Raw genomic sequence first — 19,070 nt, 5'->3', positions numbered from 1 at the left:
GAATGCCCAATGCGACTGTTTCACACCTCTGACTGGCACCTGGGCCAGAGCCTCCACGGCCAGGAACGCGACTTCGAACACGCCTGCTTTCTTGAGTGGCTGCTCGGCCAGCTGCAGCTGCGCCAGCCCGATGCGCTGCTGATCGCGGGCGATGTCTTCGACACGGTCAACCCACCGGTCAAGGCCCAGGAGCGGCTGTACGATTTCATCGTCCAGGCCCACGAGCAACAGCCCAAGCTGGACATCGTGATGATCGCCGGCAACCACGATTCCGGCTCACGCATCGAGCTGCCCGCCGCGCTGATGCGCCGCCTGCGTACCCATGCCCTGGGCCGGGTGCACTGGCTCGACGAAGGCCAGCTCGACAGCGAGCGCCTGCTGATCCCCCTGACCAATGCCCGCGGCAAGGTAAGCGCCTGGTGCCTGGCCCTGCCCTTCCTGCGTCCGGCCGAAGTCACCGGGCCGCTGCTCGGTGACGACTACCTCAAGGGTATCGGCCAGGTCCACCAGCAACTGATCGCCGCTGCCGTGAAAAAGCGCAAGGCCGGCCAGGCGCTGGTCGCCATCAGCCATGCCCATATGGCTGGCGGTGCGGTGTCGGAAGACTCCGAGCGCAGCCTGATCATCGGCAACGCCGAGGCGCTGCCGGCCAAGCTGTTCGACCGCGCCATCAGCTACGTTGCCCTGGGCCACCTGCACAAGCCGCAGCGGGTCAACCGCGAGGACCGCATCCGTTACAGCGGCTCACCGATACCGCTGTCGTTCGCCGAGATCAGCTACCCGCACCAGGTGCTGGAGATCGAACTGGACGGCGCCGAACTGACCAGCATCGAGCCGCGCCTGGTGCCCCGTGCCGTGGCCCTGCAGCGCTTCGGTCCGGCGCCACTGGCCGAGCTGCTGGCGGAACTGGCCGGGCTGCCGGAGCTGGACTTGCTCGAAGACCCGCAGCGACAGCCATGGCTGGAGGTCCGGGTACTGCTGGACGAACCTCAGCCAGACCTGCGCCAGCAACTGGAATCGGCGCTGCAGGGCAAGGCCGTGCGCCTGGTGCGGATCAGCGCCGAATACGCCGGGCGCAACGGCTCCGACGATAACGGCACCGCCCTGATCGAGCTCGGCCAGCTGAGCCCGCAGGACCTGTTCAGCCGCGCCTGGGAACAGGCCTACGGCAGCGCCGTGGACGAGCAGGTGCTGGCCGATTTCGCCCTGCTGCTGCAGGACGTGCAGAACGAAGAGGAGCAGCCATGAAGATCCTGGCCATCCGCTTGAAGAACCTGGCCTCGCTGGCCGGTCCTGTCGACATCGACTTCACTGCCGAGCCCCTGGCCAGTGCTGGCTTGTTCGCCATCACCGGCCCCACCGGCGCCGGCAAGAGCACCCTGCTTGACGCCCTGTGCCTGGCGTTGTTCGGCGACGTGCCGCGCTTGAGCAATGTGTCCAAGGAAGCCAAGGTCCCGGACGCCGACAGCGACCTGTCCAGCGACGACGCCCGCACCCTGTTGCGCCGCGGCAGCGGCAGTGGTTATGCCGAGGTGGATTTCGTCGGCGTCGATGCGCGCCGCTACCGGGCGCGCTGGGAGGCCAACCGCGCCCGCGACAAAGCCAATGGCAAGCTGCAGCTCAGCCGCCAGAGCCTGTTCGACCTCGACAGCGAGCAACTGCTGAGCAACCAGAGCAAGAGCGAGTACAAGCAGCTGATCGAAGCGCGCCTGGGCCTGAACTACATGCAGTTCACCCGCGCGGTGATGCTTGCCCAGAGCGAGTTCAGCGCCTTTCTCAAGGCCAGTGACAAAGAACGCAGCGAGCTGCTCGAAAAGCTCACCAACACCTCCATCTACACCCGCTTGGGCCAGCGCGCGTTCAGCAAGAGCAAGGAGGCCTCGGACGTACACCGCGCCCTCGAAGAACGTGCCAGCTACCTGCTGCCGATGAACGCCGAGGCCCGCATCGCGCTCGACCTGCGCCTGGAGCAGGCGCAACAGGCATTCAAGGGCGATCAGGGCCGCGTGCGCCAGCTTGAGCAGCAGCGCCAGTGGCACAGCGAGCAACGCCAGTTGCAAGACCAGCAGGCCGCCGCCGGCGAAGCCCTGCAAGCCTGCGAGCAGCGTTGGCTCGGGCTGGCCGATCAGCGCCAGGACGCCCTGCGGTTGGAGCAGTTGTCGCCACAACGCCACCAGTTCGGCCGCCAGCAGGCCTTGGCCAGCCAACTCTCCCCGCTGGCCATGGCCATCGCCGAGCAGGCTCGCCAGCAGAGCGAACTGCAGCGCCAGGCCACGCAGCTCGAACGGGACCTGGAAACCGCCCGCCAGACGCTTGCCGAGGTTCAGGCCAGCCAGGCGCAAAGCGCGCCACAGCTGCGCCAGGCCTTTACCGAACAGCACACCCTGGGCCGCCTCGAACAAGAGCTGGGCAAGATGCAGGCCTTGGGTGAACAGGCCGATCAGGCAGTCGCCGAAGGCCTGCAGCAACTGCAGCAGATGGACGCGCATCAGCAGCGCAGCCAGCAGCAGCTGTCGCAGATCGCCGACGCGCTGGCACTCAGCGCCCACCTCGCCGACCTCACCAGTGCCTGGCAGGCCTATCGCAACCAGCTGCAGCAACTGTTGCTGATCGGCAACCGCTTGAACAAGGGCCGAGAAGAACTGCCGGGGCTGCAGGCTCAGGCAAGCCAGGCCAATGCCGAGCTGCAGACCCAGCGCGACGCCCTTGGGCTGCTCTATCGCGAAGTGGGCGCCGAGCCCCACGCCCTGGCCGAACAGATCGACCTGCTTGGCGCCATGCTGCAGGACAACCGCAAGCAGCAGCGCGTCGTCGAATCGATGTCGCGCCTGCACAGCCGCGAACAGGAGCTGGAGCAAAGCCTGCAGTCCCTGCGGGGCCGTCAGCAGGCGGCCATGACTCAACGCCAGAAGCTGATCGGCGAAGGCCAGCAAGCCAAGACCGAGCTCGAGGCCGCTGAACAGGCCCTGACCCTGACCCGCCAGCTGCTCGAACGCCAGCGGCTGGCGCGCAACGCCAGTGTCGAGGAGCTGCGCGCCCAGTTGCAGGATGGCGAGCCTTGCCCGGTGTGTGGCAGCGCCGAGCATCCCTGGCACCAGCCCGAGGCGCTGCTCGACAGCCTGGGCCGTCACGATCAGGTCGAGGAGACCATGGCCGTGGCCCAGGTCGACGCGCTCAAGACGCGCCTGGAAGAGCTGCGTGCCCAGGTCGGCATCCTCAACGGCCAGATCAAGGAGTTCCAGCACCAGCAAGCGCAACTGGGCGAGCAGCAGCAACCGCTGAGCGAGCAGCTGGGCGGCCATGCGCTGTGGGCCGCGCTTTCTGTCCAGGACAATCGCAGCGCCTGGCTCGAGGCCCAGCTCGGCCGCCTCGGCCAGGAGATCGAGCGCGACGAACAGCGCCAGGCAACCTTGCTGACCCTGCAAAAGGATGCCGCCCGCCTGCAACAGCAGCTGCAGGCCGCGGTCGAGCGCCAGCAACAGGCCAGTCAGCGTGTCGATCAGCAACACCAGGCGCTCACTGACGACGAAGAGCGCCTGGAGCAGGCGCTCGCCGGCTTCGCCACCCTGCTGCCCGAGGACATCCTCCAGGCCCTGCGCTGCGAGCCGGCCAATGCCTTCCTGGCGCTCGACCAGCAGATCAGCCAGCGCCAGCAGCAGCTCGAGCAGCAAAAGGACGAACAGCACGAGCAGACCCAGCGCCAACAGCAACTCGACCGGTTGCAAACGCAGCAGCAGACCCGTCTGCAACGCCAGGACGAGCTGCGCCAGCAGATCACCGGTTTGGCCGACCAGCAGCGGCAAGCCCGCGATACCTTGGGCGGACTGCTCGGCGAGCACAGCAGCGCCGAGCAGTGGCAGGCTCACCTGGAACAGCAGGTCGAGCAGGCACGCCAGGGTGAAGCGAGCACCGCACAGCAATTGCAAGATGCGCGCACCCGGGCCGTACAGCTGGGCAGTCAGCTCAAGGCGGACGAACAACGCCACCACGCGCTGGAGCAGGAGCACCGGCAGCTGCAAGGCCAGATCAGCCAATGGCGGGCGCAACACCCCGAGCTGGATGACAACGGCCTGACGCGCTTGCTGGCCATCGACGACAGCCAATTGGGGCAATTGCGCCAGACGCTGCAAGCCGCGGAAAAAGCCGTCGAACAGGCACGCGTGCTCTTGCAGGAGCGCGAGCAGCGCCTGGCCCAGCACCTGGCCCATGGCAACGGCGAGCTGCCTGCCGAACAGCTCGAACAGACCCTGGCCGAGCTGCAAAAGCTGCTGGCCGGCCACGAACAGCAGTGCGCCGAATTGCGCGCCGAGCAGGCTGATGACCAGCGTCGCCAGCAGGCGCACCAGGCGCTGTCCGAGCAGATTGCCCAGGCTTATCAAGAGTGGCAGCGCTGGGCGCGGCTGAGCGCATTGATCGGCTCCGCCAGCGGCGACACTTTCCGCAAGATCGCCCAGGGCTACAACCTCGACCTGTTGCTCCACCACGCCAACACCCAGCTGAGCCAACTGGCGCGGCGCTATCGCCTCAAGCGCGGCGGCAGCTCGCTTGGGCTGCTGGTGCTCGACACCGAAATGGGCGACGAGCTGCGCTCGGTTCACTCGCTGTCCGGTGGGGAGACTTTCCTCGTATCGCTTGCGCTTGCGCTGGGCCTGGCGTCCATGGCCTCGAGCACCATGCGCATCGAGTCGCTGTTCATCGACGAAGGTTTCGGCAGCCTCGACCCGGACTCGCTGCAACTGGCCATGGACGCGCTTGACGGCCTGCAGGCCCAGGGACGCAAGGTGGCGGTGATCTCCCACGTGCAGGAGATGCATGAGCGCATCCCGGTGCAGATCCAGGTGCGCAGGCAGGGTAATGGATTGAGCGAAGTGGAAGTGTGCGGGTGATCCTCTACTCCTTCCGCCGCTGCCCCTGGGCCATGCGTGCACGCCTGGCGCTGCGCTATGCCGGGTGCCCGGTAGAGGTGCGCGAAGTCAGCCTCAAGGACAAGCCGCCCGAGTTGCTGTCCTTGTCACCCAAGGGAACCGTGCCGGTGCTCGATACCGGCGCTGGGGTACTGGAGGAAAGCCTGGACATCATGCGCTGGGCGCTGGCATTCAATGATCCGCAGGACTGGCGGTTGGCGGCTGATCCTGCGAATGCCGAGCTGGCGGATGAGTTGATCGCACGCAATGACAGCACGTTCAAGGCGCAGGTCAACCTGTACAAGTATGCCGAGCGGTATCCGCAGTTCGACCGCGCGCATTACCGGCGCCAGGCCGAGCCGTGGCTCGCGGAGCTGGAGGGCTTGCTGGCTGACCGCCCCTGTCTGCTGGCCACGCACCCCAGCCTGGCCGATGCCGCGCTGCTGCCGCTGATGCGGCAGTTCGCGGGAGTGGAACCGCAGTGGTTCGCCAAAGCGCCTTACCCGCAGCTGCGGGAGTGGTTGCAAGGGTGGCTGGATTCACCGTTGTTCAAGGCGATCATGGCCCGTTAGCCACGGCATCAAGCCGTGGACACTCATTTCACGAACTTCAGGTCCGACGGCGAGCCCTGGCTGAACACCTGCACCGTCTCCCCGAGCTCCCCGCTGCGAGGATCCCGGCGCATTACACGGATCTCGTTGCTCTTCTGGTTCGCCACCAGCATGAACTTGCCGCTCGGATCGAGACTGAATTCACGCGGCTCGTTGCCTTCCACCGAACGCCGCTGGATCAGGCGCAACTGCCCGCTGTCCTCATCGACCGCATACACCACCAGTTCACTGGCCGTGCCCCGGTTGCTGACATACAGGAACCGCCCATCGGCAGACAGGTGCAGCCCCCCGGCAGACTTGGCCGCAGCTTCCTTGCGCTCGGTCAGTGCCACGCGCTGACGCTCGGCCAAGGCGCCATCACGCACATCGAACACCACCACCTCTGCGCTCATTTCCAACGTCAGGTAAGCATGCTCCCCTTCAGCGTCGAACAGCAGGTGCCGCGGCCCGCTGCCGGGCGGCAGACTGACCGCCGCCGGGCTGGCCGGACTCAGCGGATGCTCGGGGCTGGCGCCGTCGTACCGGTAGATGAACACCTTGTCCGCCCCCAGGTCGCTCGCGTACAGGTGACGGCCGTCCGGCGAGAATACCAGCGAGTGCACATGGGCACCGGCCTGGCGCTCAGGGTTGACCTTGCTCGGCGCATGACGCTCCTGCTGGACCACATCCTTGAGCTGGCCATCGCGTCCGACCGGGATTGCCACCAGGCTGCCGCCCGGCTGCGGCTTTACCGCGTAGTTGGCCACGAACAGATAACGCTGGTCATGGCTCAGGCTCGCGTGGGTCGGCTCGTCCCCGCGGCTCGGGGTCTGGTTGAGCGGTGTGATCACACCCTTGTCGTCCAGCTTGAAGGCGCTCGCCTTGCCCTGTCCCTCCCCGCTCTCGTTGACCGCGAACAGCAAGCGCTGGTCGGCCGAGAACACCAGCCATGAAGGATTGACGCTCCTGATCACCTGCAAGGGAGTCTCGTCGATGCGCCCGTGCTCCGTATCGAAGCGGTAGCTGTAGATACCCAGGCTTTCGCCATCGGTGTAGCTACCCACCAGCAGGGTCTCGGCGTATGCGGTCATCGTCAGGGTCATGAGGCTAGCGCTCAGCAGTGTCGTCAGGCGTTTCATCGTCATCCTCTTCGCAGGCGCGCAAGGCACTCACACAGACTAGCCGATGCTCACCGGCCTCATTGCCCAACAGCCACTCATCGCCCTGCGCCACCGCCGCATCCACCTGCGCAGCGCTGAACTGCCAGCGCTTGAGCGCCCGCCCGTCCATGCACTCGATCACAAGGCCGGTGTCGTCAAAGGTGAAGTCGAAGGCGTGCAGGCCGTCGATGAGGAGCATGTCGCAGGATTGCAGGGTTTGAGAAAGGAGCGTCATCAAGGCATACCATCGTGAAAAGGGGCGGCAGTATACCTGTAGGAACGTCTCGGACCGCGATGGTGCGATCCGATTACCGTCCCCGTTAGAGCGTCAGCAACAGCGCAAGATCAATGCGCGAAAATCGACCCGCCCTCCTTGCCCGCCAGCTTCTCCGGCTTGATCAGGAACCGCGCAAGCGCGGGCAGCAGCCACAGTGCGCCGAACATGTTCCACAGGAGCATGAAGGTGAGCATCAGGCCCATGTCGGCCTGGAACTTGATGGCCGAGAAGATCCAGGTGCATACGCCGATCGCCAGGCACAGTCCGGTGAACAGCACGGCTTTGCCCGTGGAGCGCAGGGTCTGGTAGTAGGCTTCCTGGAGGGGCAGACCCGCACGCAGGAAACTTTCGAGTCGACTGTAGATGTAGATGCCGTAGTCAACGCCGATACCGACCCCCAGCGCCACCACGGGCAAGGTGGCAACCTTGACGCCGATGCCCATGAAGGCCATCAGGGCGTTGCCGAGGACCGAGGTGAGCACCAGGGGCAGGACGATGCAAAGAGTCGCGGCGAAGGAGCGGAAGGTGATCATGCACATCACGGCGACGCAGAGGTAGACCAGGATGAGGATGGTCAGCTCGGCCGACTTGATCACCTCGTTGGTGGCGGCCTCGATGCCGGCGTTGCCTGCCGCCATGATGAACTCGAGGCCTTCCTTGTTATGGGTGTCGGCAAAGCCCTGTGCGGCGGCGACGACACGTTCGAGGGTCTCGGCCTTGTGGTCGTTGAGGAACACCAGCACAGGGGCCAATGAGCAGTCGGCGTTGTACAGGCCGTCTGCGCGGGCGATGGAGTTGTTGAGCACGTCCGGGTTGCGCGAGAGGGTTTCCCATTTCAGGTTGCCCTCGTTCATGCCCTTGATCACTTGCTTGGAAACAGTCACCAAGGAAATCGCCGACTGCACGCCGGGGGTGTTTTCCATGGTCCACATCAGCTCGTCGATCGGCGCCAGGGTCGAGTGGATCGAGCAGCTCTCCGCCGGGGTCTTCACCATCACCACCAGCACGTCGGAGCTGGTCGAGTAGTTGCTGATGATGAAGTTGTTGTCCTGGTTGTAGCGCGAATCGGGACGCAGTTCGGGCGCGCCCTGGTCGAGGTCACCAATCTTGAGGTTCTGGCTGTACCAGAGGCCGCCGCCGAACGCCAGGAGCGCCAGCGCGATCGATACCGGCGCGACCCTGGGACTGGCGAAGCCGGACAGGAGGCGCCAGAACGGATGCTCGCGGTTGGCGTCGCGCTTGCTGCGCTCGATGGCTTTCTTGCTGATGCCAACGTAGGAAATGGCTACAGGCAGGAGAATCAGGTTGGTGAAGACGATCACTGCCACACCGATGGAGGCTCCGATGGCCAGCTCGCGGATCACCCCGATGTCGATGATCAGCAGCGTGATAAAGCCCACGGCATCGGCCAGGATGGCGATCATCCCCGGCAGGAACAGCTGCCGGAAGGTACGGCGCGCGGCCGTCAGGGCGTTGTCGGCGTCACTGGACTGCAAGGCGATCCCGTTGATCTTCTGTACCCCGTGGGAAATGCCGATTGCGAAGATCAGAAACGGCACCAGCATCGAGTAGGGATCCAGCCCGAAGCCGACCGCGTGCATCAGCCCCAGTTGCCAGACCACCGCCACCAGGGTGGTAATGAGCACCGCGATGGTGCTGCGCAGGCACCAGGTAAACCAGTAGAGCAGGATCCAGGTGATGACCAGGGCGACGCCGAAGAACAGCGCGACCATCATCAGCCCGTCGATCAGGTCCCCGACCTTCTTCGCGAAGCCAACGATGTGTACCTTCACATTGGGGTTCTGAGCCTGGAACTTGTCGCGGATCTTTTCTTCCAGCTGGTGCGAGAACTGCTGGTAGTCGAGCTTGATCTGCTTGCCCTGGTCCTGGGGGTCGGGGTAGGACTCGAGCAAGGGCACGTCGACGATACTGGACCTGAAGTTGTTGGCGACCAGGCGCCCGACCTGACCAGACTTGAGCACGTTGTCGCGCAGCTCATCGAGGCTGTCGTCCATGCCGTTGTAGGTCTGCGGGATCACCTCGCCGCCGGCGAAGCCCTCTTCGGTCACCTCGGTCCAGCGCACGCTGGGGCTCCACAAGGACTTGAGCCCGGCACGGTCGACGCCCGGAATGTAGAACACCTCGTCATGGATCTGGCGCAGGGTCTCCATGTAGTCCTTGTCGAAGATGTCGCCGTTCACCGCCTCGACCGAGATTCGGACGGTGTTGCCCAGGTTGGCCAGGTCATTGCGGTGCTCGAGCATCTTCTCGATGAACGGATGCTCCAGCGGGATCATCTTTTCGAAGCTGGTGGACGGACGGATCTGCGTGGCTTGCCAGAACAGGAAGATGCTGACCAGGATGCAAATCGCGATGACTGCCGGGCGGTTGTTGAAGATCAGCCGTTCAAGCAATGTAGCCTTGCCCTGGTGGTGGTGCTGCTGCTGGTTCATGTCGAAACTCTCCCGGCCGGTCATGGCTGCACCTCGTCTGCGCCTTTGGCCGAGGCGATATGCACGCCCCCCTGGCCCACCAGCAGCAAGCCGCCGTTGGCCAGCCCGCTGACCCCGGCAAGGGCGATGCGGTCGGCGCGGTTGAAGACCGAGAACGTCTGGCCGTCGTCGTGGCTGCGCAGCACGCTGCCGCCATTGCCGACCAATATCAGGCTGCCATCATCGAGAAGCGTAGCGCTTGCCAGGCCGAATTCGAGCTGGCCGCGCGTGGCCTTGAGCTTGATCGGTTGCCAGCTGTCGCCAAAGTCGGTGGAGCGGAACAGATTGCCGCGCAGACCGAAGGCCAGCAGGGTTTTCGGTTGCGCGGTGCCGATCACACCGAACAGCGAGCCCTCGTAAGGGCCTTGCACCCTCGACCAGGTCTGACCGTTGTCACTGGAGCGATGCATGCTGCCCTGCTCACCAACGATGAACAGCCCGGCGTCCTTTACCAAAGCGATGGCGTTCAGGTGGAGTTGTTCCTCGTTGTCCAGACGTTCGGCCACATCCTGCCAGTGCTGGCCGCCGTCGAGGGTTTCGAGCAAGGCGCCGTAGGCCCCCACGGCGAACCCATGCTGGGGATCGAGAAACGCGATATCGAGCAGAGGGGCTTCACGGGAAAGGTCTTCGAACTGCTGGGTCCAGGTGGCGCCACCATCGACAGTGGCGAGGATCTGGGCATCATGACCGGCGGCCCAGCCGCGCTTGTCATCGATGAAGAACACTGCGGTGAGCAGTTGCCGGGTCGGTACCCGCGCCTGGGTCCAGGTCTTGCCCTGATCGTCGGAGAAGAGAATGTGGCCGCGGTCGCCCACGACAACCAGGCGGGAACCGGCATGGACGACATCGAGCATCAGGGTCTGGCTGGCCTTGGCCGACTCGACCGAATACTGGTCGGCGGCGACAGCGGCGCGGACCGCGGACGTCCATGCTCCCAATGACAATGCCAACAGGACACTTGCCGCCAGAGCCCAGGCGCAGTGCCGGGTGCTCGCCATCGCAGGCTCACTCATGAATTCGGTCCCCGTTTGTATTTTTGTCGTGGGTCGGTCTGTTGCGGGGATCGTATCGGGGATGTTGGCGGGGGGACAATCGCAGGGACGTTACGTTTTGTTAAGCGGCGTTGATCGAGTCCATGGGTAGAAGTCGCGCCCTGCCCTACACCTCCATCACCAGCGCTCAAGCTGATCAAGTGCGTAGCCGGTTATAGTGGCTCTGGTCGATGCAGCGCGAATCCCTGGCCGTAATCAACGCCTATTTCTCGCAGGATGGGCAGTAACTCTGGAAACTCGACCGACTCGGCCACCGTGAGGATATTCATCGCACGCGCGACTTTCACAACGGCTTCAACAATGACGGCGCCTGCCGGGTGGGACAGAATTCCTTTGATGAACTCGCCGTCTATTTTTATGTACTGGACGGGAAGTTGTTGAAGATAGGAAAAGGAAGACATTCCACTGCCAAAGTCGTCCAACGCAAAGCTGAACCCCTGCTCGACTAACTGTCGGATGACTTGGGCCGTGTGTGCCAGGCTCCATATGGCCGCTGTTTCTGTCACTTCGAAGCACACTTGGCCAGGATGCACGTCACCATGGGCCGTTAGCATGCCGCTGATGTATTCACAGAAGCCTGGAGCACTTAAGGTAACGCCCGACACATTAATGAAATAGCGATTTCTGGCCCGTTGGTGTGCCGACATGCTCTGAAGCTTCGAGAAAGCTTTTCGAATAATATGACGATCCAGTTCGTCGATGAGCCCAAAGCGCTCGGCTGGGGGAATAAACGATCCAGGATAGATTAAATTACCTTGGGTATCTACGAGGCGGGCTAGAACTTCGCGACACTCGACACCCTCCTGCAGAGCCATCATTGGAATGATTTTCTGCCCATGCAGTACGACTCGATCCTCCCTGATGCAATCCTTGATATGGCCGACCCAGTCCATGTCACGCTGCCGTTCAGTGATTTCCACATCGCTAGCGTGGCTGATCTGGACACGATTGCGACCCTTTTCCTTGGCTAGAAAGCAAGCGAGATCGGCTAGATTCAATGCCTGACCAAATGGAAGCGCCTGGTGATTACCAAACTCCACAAGACCGATGCTCAAGGTCACATTATGGCGGCGCTCGTTCCAGAAAAAAGGGATCTCGGCAATTTTTCGGCACAGCGCTTGCGCCACCTCTAGAGCATCCTTCTCAGAGCAGTCACGCAAGATCAGAGCGAACTCGTCGCCTCCCAAGCGCGCCAGTAGGTCAAGGTTCCTGACATGATGCTTCAAAATTCCAGCCACTTGCCGCAACAAGGCATCACCCGCGGTATGGCCACCGCGATCATTTATGATCTTGAAATGGTCAAGGTCCATGTACAGCAAGGCATGGGGGCCAGAAAGCCCTTCCAGTTCATGGCTTTTGTTAGCAAACTCTCGGCGGTTGTACAATCCCGTTAATGAGTCGTGAGCGGCTTGGTAAGAAACTTCCTGCGCAAGTTCATAGGCTTCAGTGACATCATGGCCTTGAACGAAAATGCCTGAAATCTGGTCGTGAGCATCTCGAATAGGTTGATAAATCAGGTCGATATAGCACTGCTCTAGTGGCCCGCCCACTACGCATTGTAATTGAATAGGCAAAGCACGCCCTATGAAGATTTCGCCCGTAACAAAAACTTGGTCGAGCTTGTCCAGATAGCCCTGCTCGACGATTTCAGGGAGAACGTCAGATAGCACGCTGCCCAGAATCTCACGGTGACCAATAAGCTGGTAGTAAGCGTCGTTAGCCAACTCAAAGATGTGCTGCGGGCCACGCAGTACACAAATGAACCCAGGCGTCTGCTGAAAAAGTAGGCGTAGGTATTCATTTTCGTCATTTCGATTCGTTTGAGCGCTCATAAGGCCTATTGCTCTAAAATACTTGAAAGTTCGCTTCGGCAGCCGCACCCCGCGTTGGCTACTTCACTTTAACGGTGCGTGTGCTGAATCTCCACAGATATCCTCTGATTACAGTGTGCCAGGCGGCGCGCCGGGCGAACTGATCAACTTGGAAAAGGCGGTGTGCCCTCGGAAACCGCCAATAAAGGCGGCTTTTTGGCAATTGCAGGGACACCCGCCAACCTCAAGCCAGGCTCTTGCTCACCACCTCGTACACATCACTCGACAACGCCCCTGACGCCAGAATCCGCTCCAGCTCGCCTTTCATCAAGGCCTGACGCGCGTCGTCATACTTGCGCCAGCGCGTCAACGGCGCCAGTTGGCGCGAAGCGATCTGCGGGTTCAATGCATTGAGCTCGATCACCAGGTCGGCCAGGAAGCGATAGCCCGAGCCATCCGCTGCATGGAAGTTGACCAGGTTCTGCCCGGCGAACGCACCCACCAGCGCGCGCACCTTGTTGGGGTTCTTCAGGGTGAAGGCGGGATGCTGCATCAATGCCTTGACCCGTGCCAGACCACCCGGCAGGGAGCTTGCGGCCTGCACGCTGAACCACTGGTCCATGACCAGCGGGTTGTCCTTGAAGTGCTCGGCAAAGCTCTCGAGGGCCGTGGCACGCTCGGCCTCGAACGGCGAATTCACCAGCACCGCGAGGGCAGTCAGGCGTTCGGTCATGTTGTCGCAGTGTTCGAACTGCTCCAGGGTCGCGGCCAGTACCTGCGGCTTGGCGCTGAGCATGAGGTACGACAGGGCGATGTTCTGCAGGCTGCGGCGGGCGAAATGCTCGGCCGCGGCGACGTAGGCGGTGGCGCGCGACTGCTCGCGGTTGGCCTGGTAACGGGTCCACAGGGCCTCGAACAGCTGTTCGGCGATCTGCTTGCGGGCGAACTCGCGGGCGGCGTGGATGGCGTCGACGTCGGCAACCTGGCTGATTTCGGTGAGGTAGGCCTCGCCCGGCAGCGAAAGCATCTCGGCGACCATGGCCTGGTCGAGCGACTCGTCACCCAGCACGGTGCCCAGGGCCTGGACCAGGCGTGGGTCGAGCACCAGCTCGGCACCTTGCTGGTACTGGCCGATCAGCTCCTGCAACACTTGCACAGACAATTGCTGGCCCGCTTCCCAGCGATTGAAGCCGTCGCTGTCATGCTGCATGAGGAACATCAGCTGGTCGCGGTCATAGGGGAATGCCAGCTTGACCGGCGCGCTGAAGCCACGCAGCAGCGAAGGCAGCGGCTTGGCGGCGATGCCTTCGAAGATGAAGGTCTGCTCGGCCTCGGTCACTGACAACACGCGGGTGGTGCCATCTGCGGCGGATTCGCCTGAAAGGCGCAGCGGCAGATCGTTGCCCTGGGCGTCGAGCAGGCCCAGCTCGACCGGGATCACGAACGGGAGCTTCTCGACCTTGTCGGGCGTCGGCGGGCAGCTCTGGCGGAAGGTCAGGCTGTAGCGCTGCGCGGCGCTGTCGTAGGACTCGCTGACGTCGAGGCGCGGCGTGCCAGCCTGGCTGTACCAGCGCTTGAACTGGGTCAGGTCGACACCGTTGGCGTCTTCCATCGCCTTGATGAAGTCGTCGCAGGTCACGGCCTGGCCGTCGTGGCGCTCGAAGTAGAGGTCACTGCCCTTGCGGAAGCCCTCCTCGCCCAACAGGGTGCGCACCATGCGGACTACTTCAGAGCCTTTTTCGTACACGGTCAGGGTGTAGAAGTTGGAGATCTCGATAAAGCTGTCCGGACGCACGGCGTGGGCCATGGGACCGGCGTCCTCGGCGAACTGATGGGTGCGCAGGTACGCGACATCCTCGATGCGCTTGACCGTGCGCGAGTTCATGTCGGCGCTGAACTCGGCGTCGCGGAACACCGTGAAGCCTTCCTTGAGCGACAGCTGGAACCAGTCGCGGCAGGTCACGCGATTGCCCGACCAGTTGTGGAAGTATTCGTGGGCGACCACGGCTTCGACGCGCTGGTGTGCGGCATCGGTGGCGGTTTCGGCGCGGGCCAGCACACAGCTGGAGTTGAAGATGTTCAGGCCCTTGTTTTCCATGGCGCCCATGTTGAAGTCGTTGACCGCGACGATCATGAAGATGTCGAGGTCGTACTCACGGCCGTAGACTTCCTCGTCCCAGCGCATGGACTTCTTCAGGCTGACCATGGCGTGGGCGCACTTGTCGATGTTCTCGGGCTCGACGTAGATGCGCAGGGTCACGTCGCGGCCAGACTGGCGGGTGAAGGTGTCTTCGACGCACCAGAGGTCGCCGGCCACCAGGGCGAACAGGTAGGCGGGCTTCACGAACGGGTCTTCCCAGGTGGCCCAGTGACGGCCGTCTTCCTGGGGACCGCTGCCGATCGGGTTGCCGTTGGACAGCAGCACCGGGTAGCGATGCTGTTCAGCGATCACCGTGGTGGTGAAGGTGCTCATCACGTCCGGGCGGTCGAGGTAGTAGGTGATCTTGCGGAAGCCCTCGGCCTCGCACTGGGTGCAGTACATGCTGCCGGACTTGTACAAGCCCTCCAGGGCAGTGTTGGTCTCGGGGTGGATCTTCACGGTGGTGTCGAGGGTGAAGCGCTCGGCCTTGGGCTGCAAGGTCAGGCTGTCATCGTCGAGCTGGTAGTCGGTGGCCGCCAGGGACTGGTCGTCGAGCTGCACGCTGACCAGCTCCAGCTGCTGGCCGTCGAGCACCAGCGGCGGCAAGCCAGCGCCACGTGCAGGGTTGCGGCGCATGACCAGTTGCGCATGGACCAGGCTGTGGTCCTCGAACAATTCGAAGGTCAGGTGCGTCTCGTCGATCAGGTACTCGGGCGCCTGGTAGTCCTTGAGGTAGATCACTTGCGGTTGTTCGGTGCGCATGTGGCGGTCCTTTTACTGATGCACGGCCAACTGGTAGGCCGTGTACTTGCGAATGTTGATCACGCCGGTGTCGAAGATCAGGTATTGGCCCTTGATGCCCAGCAGCGTGCCTTCGACCACGGGGGTCTTGTCCAGGTTGAGGCTGACGATCTTGGTCGGATAGGCCTCGACCGGGTAGCGCATCTCGACCACCTCGGCGTCAGGCAGCGGCTGGATGGCCTGCAGACCAAAGCGCTCCTGCAAGGCACGGATGCCTTCGGCGCAGGCATCGAAGATCTGCTCGCGCACTGCTACCAGGTCGAGCACTTCGGCATCGCCCTTGAGCAGCGTGCGCCAGTTGGTGCGGTCGGGCACCTGGCTGCGCAGCACGTCTTCGACCAGGCCCGACTGCTGCCGGGTGGCGACGCGCATGATCGGCAAGGCCTGGCTGGCGCCCTGGTCGAGCCAGCGGGTGGGCAGCTGGGTGGCGCGGGTGATGCCTACCTTGATCCCGGACGAGTTGGCCAGGTACACCACATGGTCGGTCATGCAGAACTGCTCGCCCCACGACGGGTCACGGCAGGTGCCGTGCTCATAGTGGCAGCGCTCCGGCGCCATGATGCAGAGATCGCACTGGGCCAGCTTGGTCATGCACGGGTAGCAATAGCCCTGGCTGAAACTGGTCTTGGTGCGCTTGCCGCAATGAGTGCAGTGAATGGCACCGAGGTACTCGAGGCGCAGCGACTTGCCGATCAACGGATTGACCGGCACCTGTTCATCGCCCAGGCGAAAACTGTACTGCACGAACGGTGCTTCAAGACGCACCGACATCTTGCTCAGAGAGCCACGAGCGAGTTCGATCAATGCACTGAGTCCGACTTGAACAGGATGTTCTCGATGGGCGTCGACTTGGACGCACATTCCTGGGCATTCATGTAGCCGGTGCGCTGGTCTTCGGGCAGGTTCTGCATCTCCCAGGCGATCACGGCCTGCAGCGAGAGCTCTTTCTGCTCGGTGGTCAGCCTGCGGCCGTCGGACCATTTGCCGAGCTCCACCGCCGTTTTCAGGCTCTGGTAGATCTCCGGGGTAATGTTTTCGATCATTTGCGCAAAAGTGGACATAGTGTCTCCAGAATTCAAGCCGACAGTTTACGCCGGGCCAGCGCCCCGCCCAAGAGCCCGCTGAGGCATCCGATCAACAACCCGCCGACATGCGCGGCATTGGCGATCTGGCCAAAACCGAGCAGGCTGATCAAACCAGACATGCACACCACCAGCCAGACGAGCATCATCACCAGTACCCCGCGCGGCAGGCGGAACAACGGATGCGGTGCCAGCCACTGGTAGAGCCAGACGTGCCCGAGCAGACCGTAGAGCACGCCCGACAGGCCGCCGAACAGGCTCGGACCGCCTGCAAGGTCCTGCGCCACGTTCGATACGAGGCTGAACAGCAAGGTCAGCGACGCCAGCACCCACGGGCCCTGGCGCTGCTCGATGCGCCGCCCGAGCTCCCAATACCAGAGCCCGTTCATGGCCAGGTGGAGCACGCCGAAGTGCACCAGCATGGGCGACACCAGCCGCCACCATTGGCCCTGGGCCAGGCTGTCGGCCAGCGGAGTGAAGTACAGGTAGTCGCCCTGCACGCGAAAGTCGAGAAAGGTCAGCCAGCTCAGGCTCGCGAGGTTTTCACCCAGGCCCGTCACGGCGGCTACCACCAGGCACGCCAGCAACACCGCCGCGGTCACCTTGCCCGAGCGCAGCTGCTCGCCGAACGAGGGCCTGGCCGGGATGACGGACGCATCCTCGGCGGGCAACTCCAGCTCGGCGTTGCCCTCGGGAAAACGCTGGTACAGCTGCAGGACGTCGTCGGCCAGGCCCTCGGCGACCCAGAGCACTTGCTCCTCGCCTTCCTCGCTGACCCGGTGCGGCACCTGCAGGCGGCGCAGCAGGCCGACGAAACCGCTCAGGTCGACCGCCAGTGGCAGTCGCATCACTTCAATCACGTTCATTGGCTGACCTGCGGGCGTTCGACATCGACCCAGACGAACTTGTGCGGGTCGATGCGGGTTTCATCATCCAGTCGATAGGCGACCAGTTTTCCATACAGCACCGCACTGTAGTCCAGGCAGGCCAGGTTGGTGCGAATCGGCGTCGGCCGCCCGCTGCGCCAGTAATGGCCTACAAACAGCAGCGGTTCGCCCTCTGCGTAGCGCAGCAAGGCGTTTTTCTCGGTATGACTGAGCAGCGTGCTGGCGACCGTGTCCGGCAGAGCGTCGGGCTGGAAGACAATGTCGCCGTAGGTCTGCGGGTCTTCCTCCCAGAACTTGGTGCGGAAGAACGCGCGGGTCAGGCCATCGCCGCCGGTCAGGGTCAGTCCATCGGGCAGGCGCATGTCGGTGCCGCGCAACAGGCGGTTGCACACGGTGGACGCAAAGCTGCCGGACACCGACGACGCCTGGACGAAGTGCGCATCGATCCGGCCATCGGGGTGCTGCTGGCGCAACTGCCCGATCAGTTCCGGGTCCCAGCAGGCGTGCACCAGACGAAAACGCCCGGCGTCGACGAACAGCGGCAGCTCGTAGAACCATTCCAGGAAGTCGTGCCAGTCGGCGGGATGCTGGGCGAACTGCTCGAGGGTTTCATCGATAAGCCGGGCATGGCGCGGCGTGTGCTCGCGCACATGGGTCTTGCCGCTGCCGGGCAGCGCGGGGGTGGTCCAGGCCAGCGCGTTGTATTCGTGGTTGCCCATGATGCAGTGGGCCTGCCCGGCCTCGACCATGTCGTGAACGATGTGCAGCGCCTCGCGAATGCGCGGGCCGCGGTCGATGATGTCGCCCAGGAACAGCGCCTGGCGCCGCGGGTGACGCCAGACGCCGGCCTGGCGCTTGTAGCCCAGGGCGTCGAGCAGGCGTTCGAGGGTCAGGGCACAGCCATGTACGTCACCGATGATGTCGAAACTGCGCGCCGGATCGATCATCAGTCGCCTCCACCGCCCAGACGACTGCCCCAGCCGAGCTTGGTGCGGCAGACTTCGTAGTAGTTGTGGTCCAGCGGGTGGATCAGGCGCAACTTCTGCGGCTTCTTGTTCACCGTGATGGTGTCGCCCGGCGCGCAGGTGAAGTGGTTCTGGCCGTCACACGACACCTGCGGGTAGATCTGCAAGTCCTGGGACACGACGATCTTCAGCTCGCTGTTGCCATCCACCACGATCGGCCGGCCCGACAGTGTGTGCGGGTACATGGGCACGATAACGATGGCATCGAGCTTGGGGTGCATGATCGGGCCGCCGGCCGACAGCGCGTAGGCGGTGGAACCGGTCGGGGTGGCGACGATCAGGCCGTCGGCCTTCTGGCTGCAGACGAACTGGCCGTCGATGTAGATCTCGAACTCGATCATGCGCGTCGACTTGCCAGGGTGCAGCACCACGTCGTTGAGCGCATCGCCCTGGCCGATCGCCTCGCCATGGCGGCGCACCTCGGCCTGGAGCAGGAAGCGGTTCTCGACCAGGTAGTGGCCATCGAGCACTTCGGCGACCTTGACCTCGAGCTCGTCAGGACGGATGTCGGTGAGAAAGCCCAGGCTGCCGCGGTTGATGCCCAGCACCGGCGTATTGTGCCGCGCCAGCGCGCGGGCGGCGCCGAGCAGGCTGCCGTCGCCGCCGACCACGATCACCAGGTCGCACACCTCGCCCAGCAGCTTGCGCGTCGATGTCTGCAGGCCGTGGCCAGGCAGGACTTCGGCGATGGTGTCCTCGAGAATCACGTGCAGGTGGCGCTGCAGGAGGAACTTCTTCAGCCGGCGAATGGTGTCGAGCACCTGGGAGCTGCCTAGGCGTCCGATGATACCGATATTGCGAAATTGCTCCATGGGACTCCTGCAAGCCTTTGCGACGGGTGAAAAAGGC

At 63.5% G+C, this 19,070-nt stretch carries 14 protein-coding genes; 3 read left to right on the top strand and 11 right to left on the bottom strand.

The annotated features are described in order from the left end of the window. The first annotated feature begins 9 nt into the window (after positions 1-9). From AC0ZZU_RS13100 to AC0ZZU_RS13090, 3 genes are read left to right on the top strand one after another with little or no spacing between them, the layout of a single operon-like run. The gene (locus AC0ZZU_RS13100) at positions 10-1,248 is read left to right on the top strand and encodes an exonuclease SbcCD subunit D C-terminal domain-containing protein (protein ID WP_476341210.1); all 1,239 of its coding nucleotides are present in this window, start codon (positions 10-12) and stop codon (positions 1,246-1,248) included. Continuing rightward, entirely contained in the window at positions 1,245-4,886 is a 3,642-nt protein-coding gene (locus AC0ZZU_RS13095; RefSeq protein WP_476341209.1) for an AAA family ATPase, read from the top strand. The genes AC0ZZU_RS13100 and AC0ZZU_RS13095 overlap by 4 nt, the downstream gene beginning before the upstream one ends. Then, the gene (locus AC0ZZU_RS13090) at positions 4,883-5,476 is read left to right on the top strand and encodes a glutathione S-transferase (RefSeq protein WP_476341208.1); all 594 of its coding nucleotides are present in this window, start codon (positions 4,883-4,885) and stop codon (positions 5,474-5,476) included. Before AC0ZZU_RS13095 ends, AC0ZZU_RS13090 begins: the two co-directional genes overlap by 4 nt. A gap of 23 nt (positions 5,477-5,499) precedes the next feature. On the opposite strand, the gene AC0ZZU_RS13085 is transcribed toward AC0ZZU_RS13090, so the two are convergent. From AC0ZZU_RS13085 to AC0ZZU_RS13035, 11 genes are all read right to left on the bottom strand, one after another. Beyond that, positions 5,500-6,639, bottom strand: a complete 1,140-nt coding sequence (locus tag AC0ZZU_RS13085; RefSeq protein ID WP_476341207.1) for a lactonase family protein — start codon at positions 6,637-6,639, stop codon at positions 5,500-5,502. Then, on the bottom strand, positions 6,602-6,889 hold the full coding sequence (locus AC0ZZU_RS13080) for a DUF5629 family protein (protein ID WP_476341205.1): 288 nt from the start codon (positions 6,887-6,889) through the stop codon (positions 6,602-6,604). Before AC0ZZU_RS13080 ends, AC0ZZU_RS13085 begins: the two co-directional genes overlap by 38 nt. Positions 6,890-6,999: 110 nt before the next feature. Then, the gene (locus AC0ZZU_RS13075) at positions 7,000-9,384 is read right to left on the bottom strand and encodes an efflux RND transporter permease subunit (protein ID WP_476341450.1); all 2,385 of its coding nucleotides are present in this window, start codon (positions 9,382-9,384) and stop codon (positions 7,000-7,002) included. A 20-nt stretch (positions 9,385-9,404) separates the two neighbouring features. Next, complete coding sequence (locus AC0ZZU_RS13070; RefSeq protein ID WP_476341204.1) at positions 9,405-10,436, bottom strand: WD40/YVTN/BNR-like repeat-containing protein; 1,032 nt, start codon at positions 10,434-10,436, stop codon at positions 9,405-9,407. 191 nt (positions 10,437-10,627) lie between these two features. Beyond that, a complete protein-coding gene (locus AC0ZZU_RS13065) occupies positions 10,628-12,307 on the bottom strand; it encodes an EAL domain-containing protein (protein ID WP_476341202.1) in 1,680 nt (559 codons plus the stop codon). 223 nt (positions 12,308-12,530) lie between these two features. Beyond that, entirely contained in the window at positions 12,531-15,188 is a 2,658-nt protein-coding gene (pepN, locus tag AC0ZZU_RS13060) for an aminopeptidase N (protein ID WP_476341200.1), read from the bottom strand. A 12-nt stretch (positions 15,189-15,200) separates the two neighbouring features. Then, positions 15,201-16,031, bottom strand: a complete 831-nt coding sequence (locus AC0ZZU_RS13055; RefSeq protein WP_476341198.1) for a DUF2797 domain-containing protein — start codon at positions 16,029-16,031, stop codon at positions 15,201-15,203. After that, positions 16,028-16,288 (bottom strand): YeaC family protein, encoded by a 261-nt coding sequence (locus AC0ZZU_RS13050; RefSeq protein ID WP_158459016.1) that lies wholly within the window; start codon positions 16,286-16,288, stop codon positions 16,028-16,030. The genes AC0ZZU_RS13055 and AC0ZZU_RS13050 overlap by 4 nt, the downstream gene beginning before the upstream one ends. Before the next feature lie 14 nt (positions 16,289-16,302). Further along, complete coding sequence (locus AC0ZZU_RS13045; protein ID WP_476341196.1) at positions 16,303-17,175, bottom strand: rhomboid family intramembrane serine protease; 873 nt, start codon at positions 17,173-17,175, stop codon at positions 16,303-16,305. Continuing rightward, complete coding sequence (locus tag AC0ZZU_RS13040) at positions 17,172-18,143, bottom strand: metallophosphoesterase (protein WP_476341195.1); 972 nt, start codon at positions 18,141-18,143, stop codon at positions 17,172-17,174. The genes AC0ZZU_RS13045 and AC0ZZU_RS13040 overlap by 4 nt, the downstream gene beginning before the upstream one ends. Further along, entirely contained in the window at positions 18,143-19,033 is an 891-nt protein-coding gene (locus tag AC0ZZU_RS13035; RefSeq protein ID WP_158459013.1) for an NAD(+) kinase, read from the bottom strand. The genes AC0ZZU_RS13040 and AC0ZZU_RS13035 overlap by 1 nt, the downstream gene beginning before the upstream one ends. Between the last annotated feature and the right edge of the window lie 37 nt (positions 19,034-19,070).

Source organism: Pseudomonas sp. JE3303 (genome assembly GCF_056312565.1).
Note: the sequence above shows the minus strand (reverse complement) of the source record. Positions and strands in the feature narration are given on the sequence as shown.

Coding starts and splice junctions, on each gene's coding strand:
- AC0ZZU_RS13045 (WP_476341196.1), bottom strand. CDS start 17,175: ATGAACGTGATTGAAGTGATGCGACTGCCACTGGCGGTCGACCTGAGC.
- AC0ZZU_RS13070 (WP_476341204.1), bottom strand. CDS start 10,436: ATGAGTGAGCCTGCGATGGCGAGCACCCGGCACTGCGCCTGGGCTCTG.
- AC0ZZU_RS13080 (WP_476341205.1), bottom strand. CDS start 6,889: ATGACGCTCCTTTCTCAAACCCTGCAATCCTGCGACATGCTCCTCATC.
- AC0ZZU_RS13035 (WP_158459013.1), bottom strand. CDS start 19,033: ATGGAGCAATTTCGCAATATCGGTATCATCGGACGCCTAGGCAGCTCC.
- pepN (WP_476341200.1), bottom strand. CDS start 15,188: ATGCGCACCGAACAACCGCAAGTGATCTACCTCAAGGACTACCAGGCG.
- AC0ZZU_RS13065 (WP_476341202.1), bottom strand. CDS start 12,307: ATGAGCGCTCAAACGAATCGAAATGACGAAAATGAATACCTACGCCTA.
- AC0ZZU_RS13100 (WP_476341210.1), top strand. CDS start 10: ATGCGACTGTTTCACACCTCTGACTGGCACCTGGGCCAGAGCCTCCAC.
- AC0ZZU_RS13095 (WP_476341209.1), top strand. CDS start 1,245: ATGAAGATCCTGGCCATCCGCTTGAAGAACCTGGCCTCGCTGGCCGGT.
- AC0ZZU_RS13075 (WP_476341450.1), bottom strand. CDS start 9,384: ATGAACCAGCAGCAGCACCACCACCAGGGCAAGGCTACATTGCTTGAA.
- AC0ZZU_RS13050 (WP_158459016.1), bottom strand. CDS start 16,288: ATGTCCACTTTTGCGCAAATGATCGAAAACATTACCCCGGAGATCTAC.
- AC0ZZU_RS13040 (WP_476341195.1), bottom strand. CDS start 18,143: ATGATCGATCCGGCGCGCAGTTTCGACATCATCGGTGACGTACATGGC.
- AC0ZZU_RS13085 (WP_476341207.1), bottom strand. CDS start 6,639: ATGACGATGAAACGCCTGACGACACTGCTGAGCGCTAGCCTCATGACC.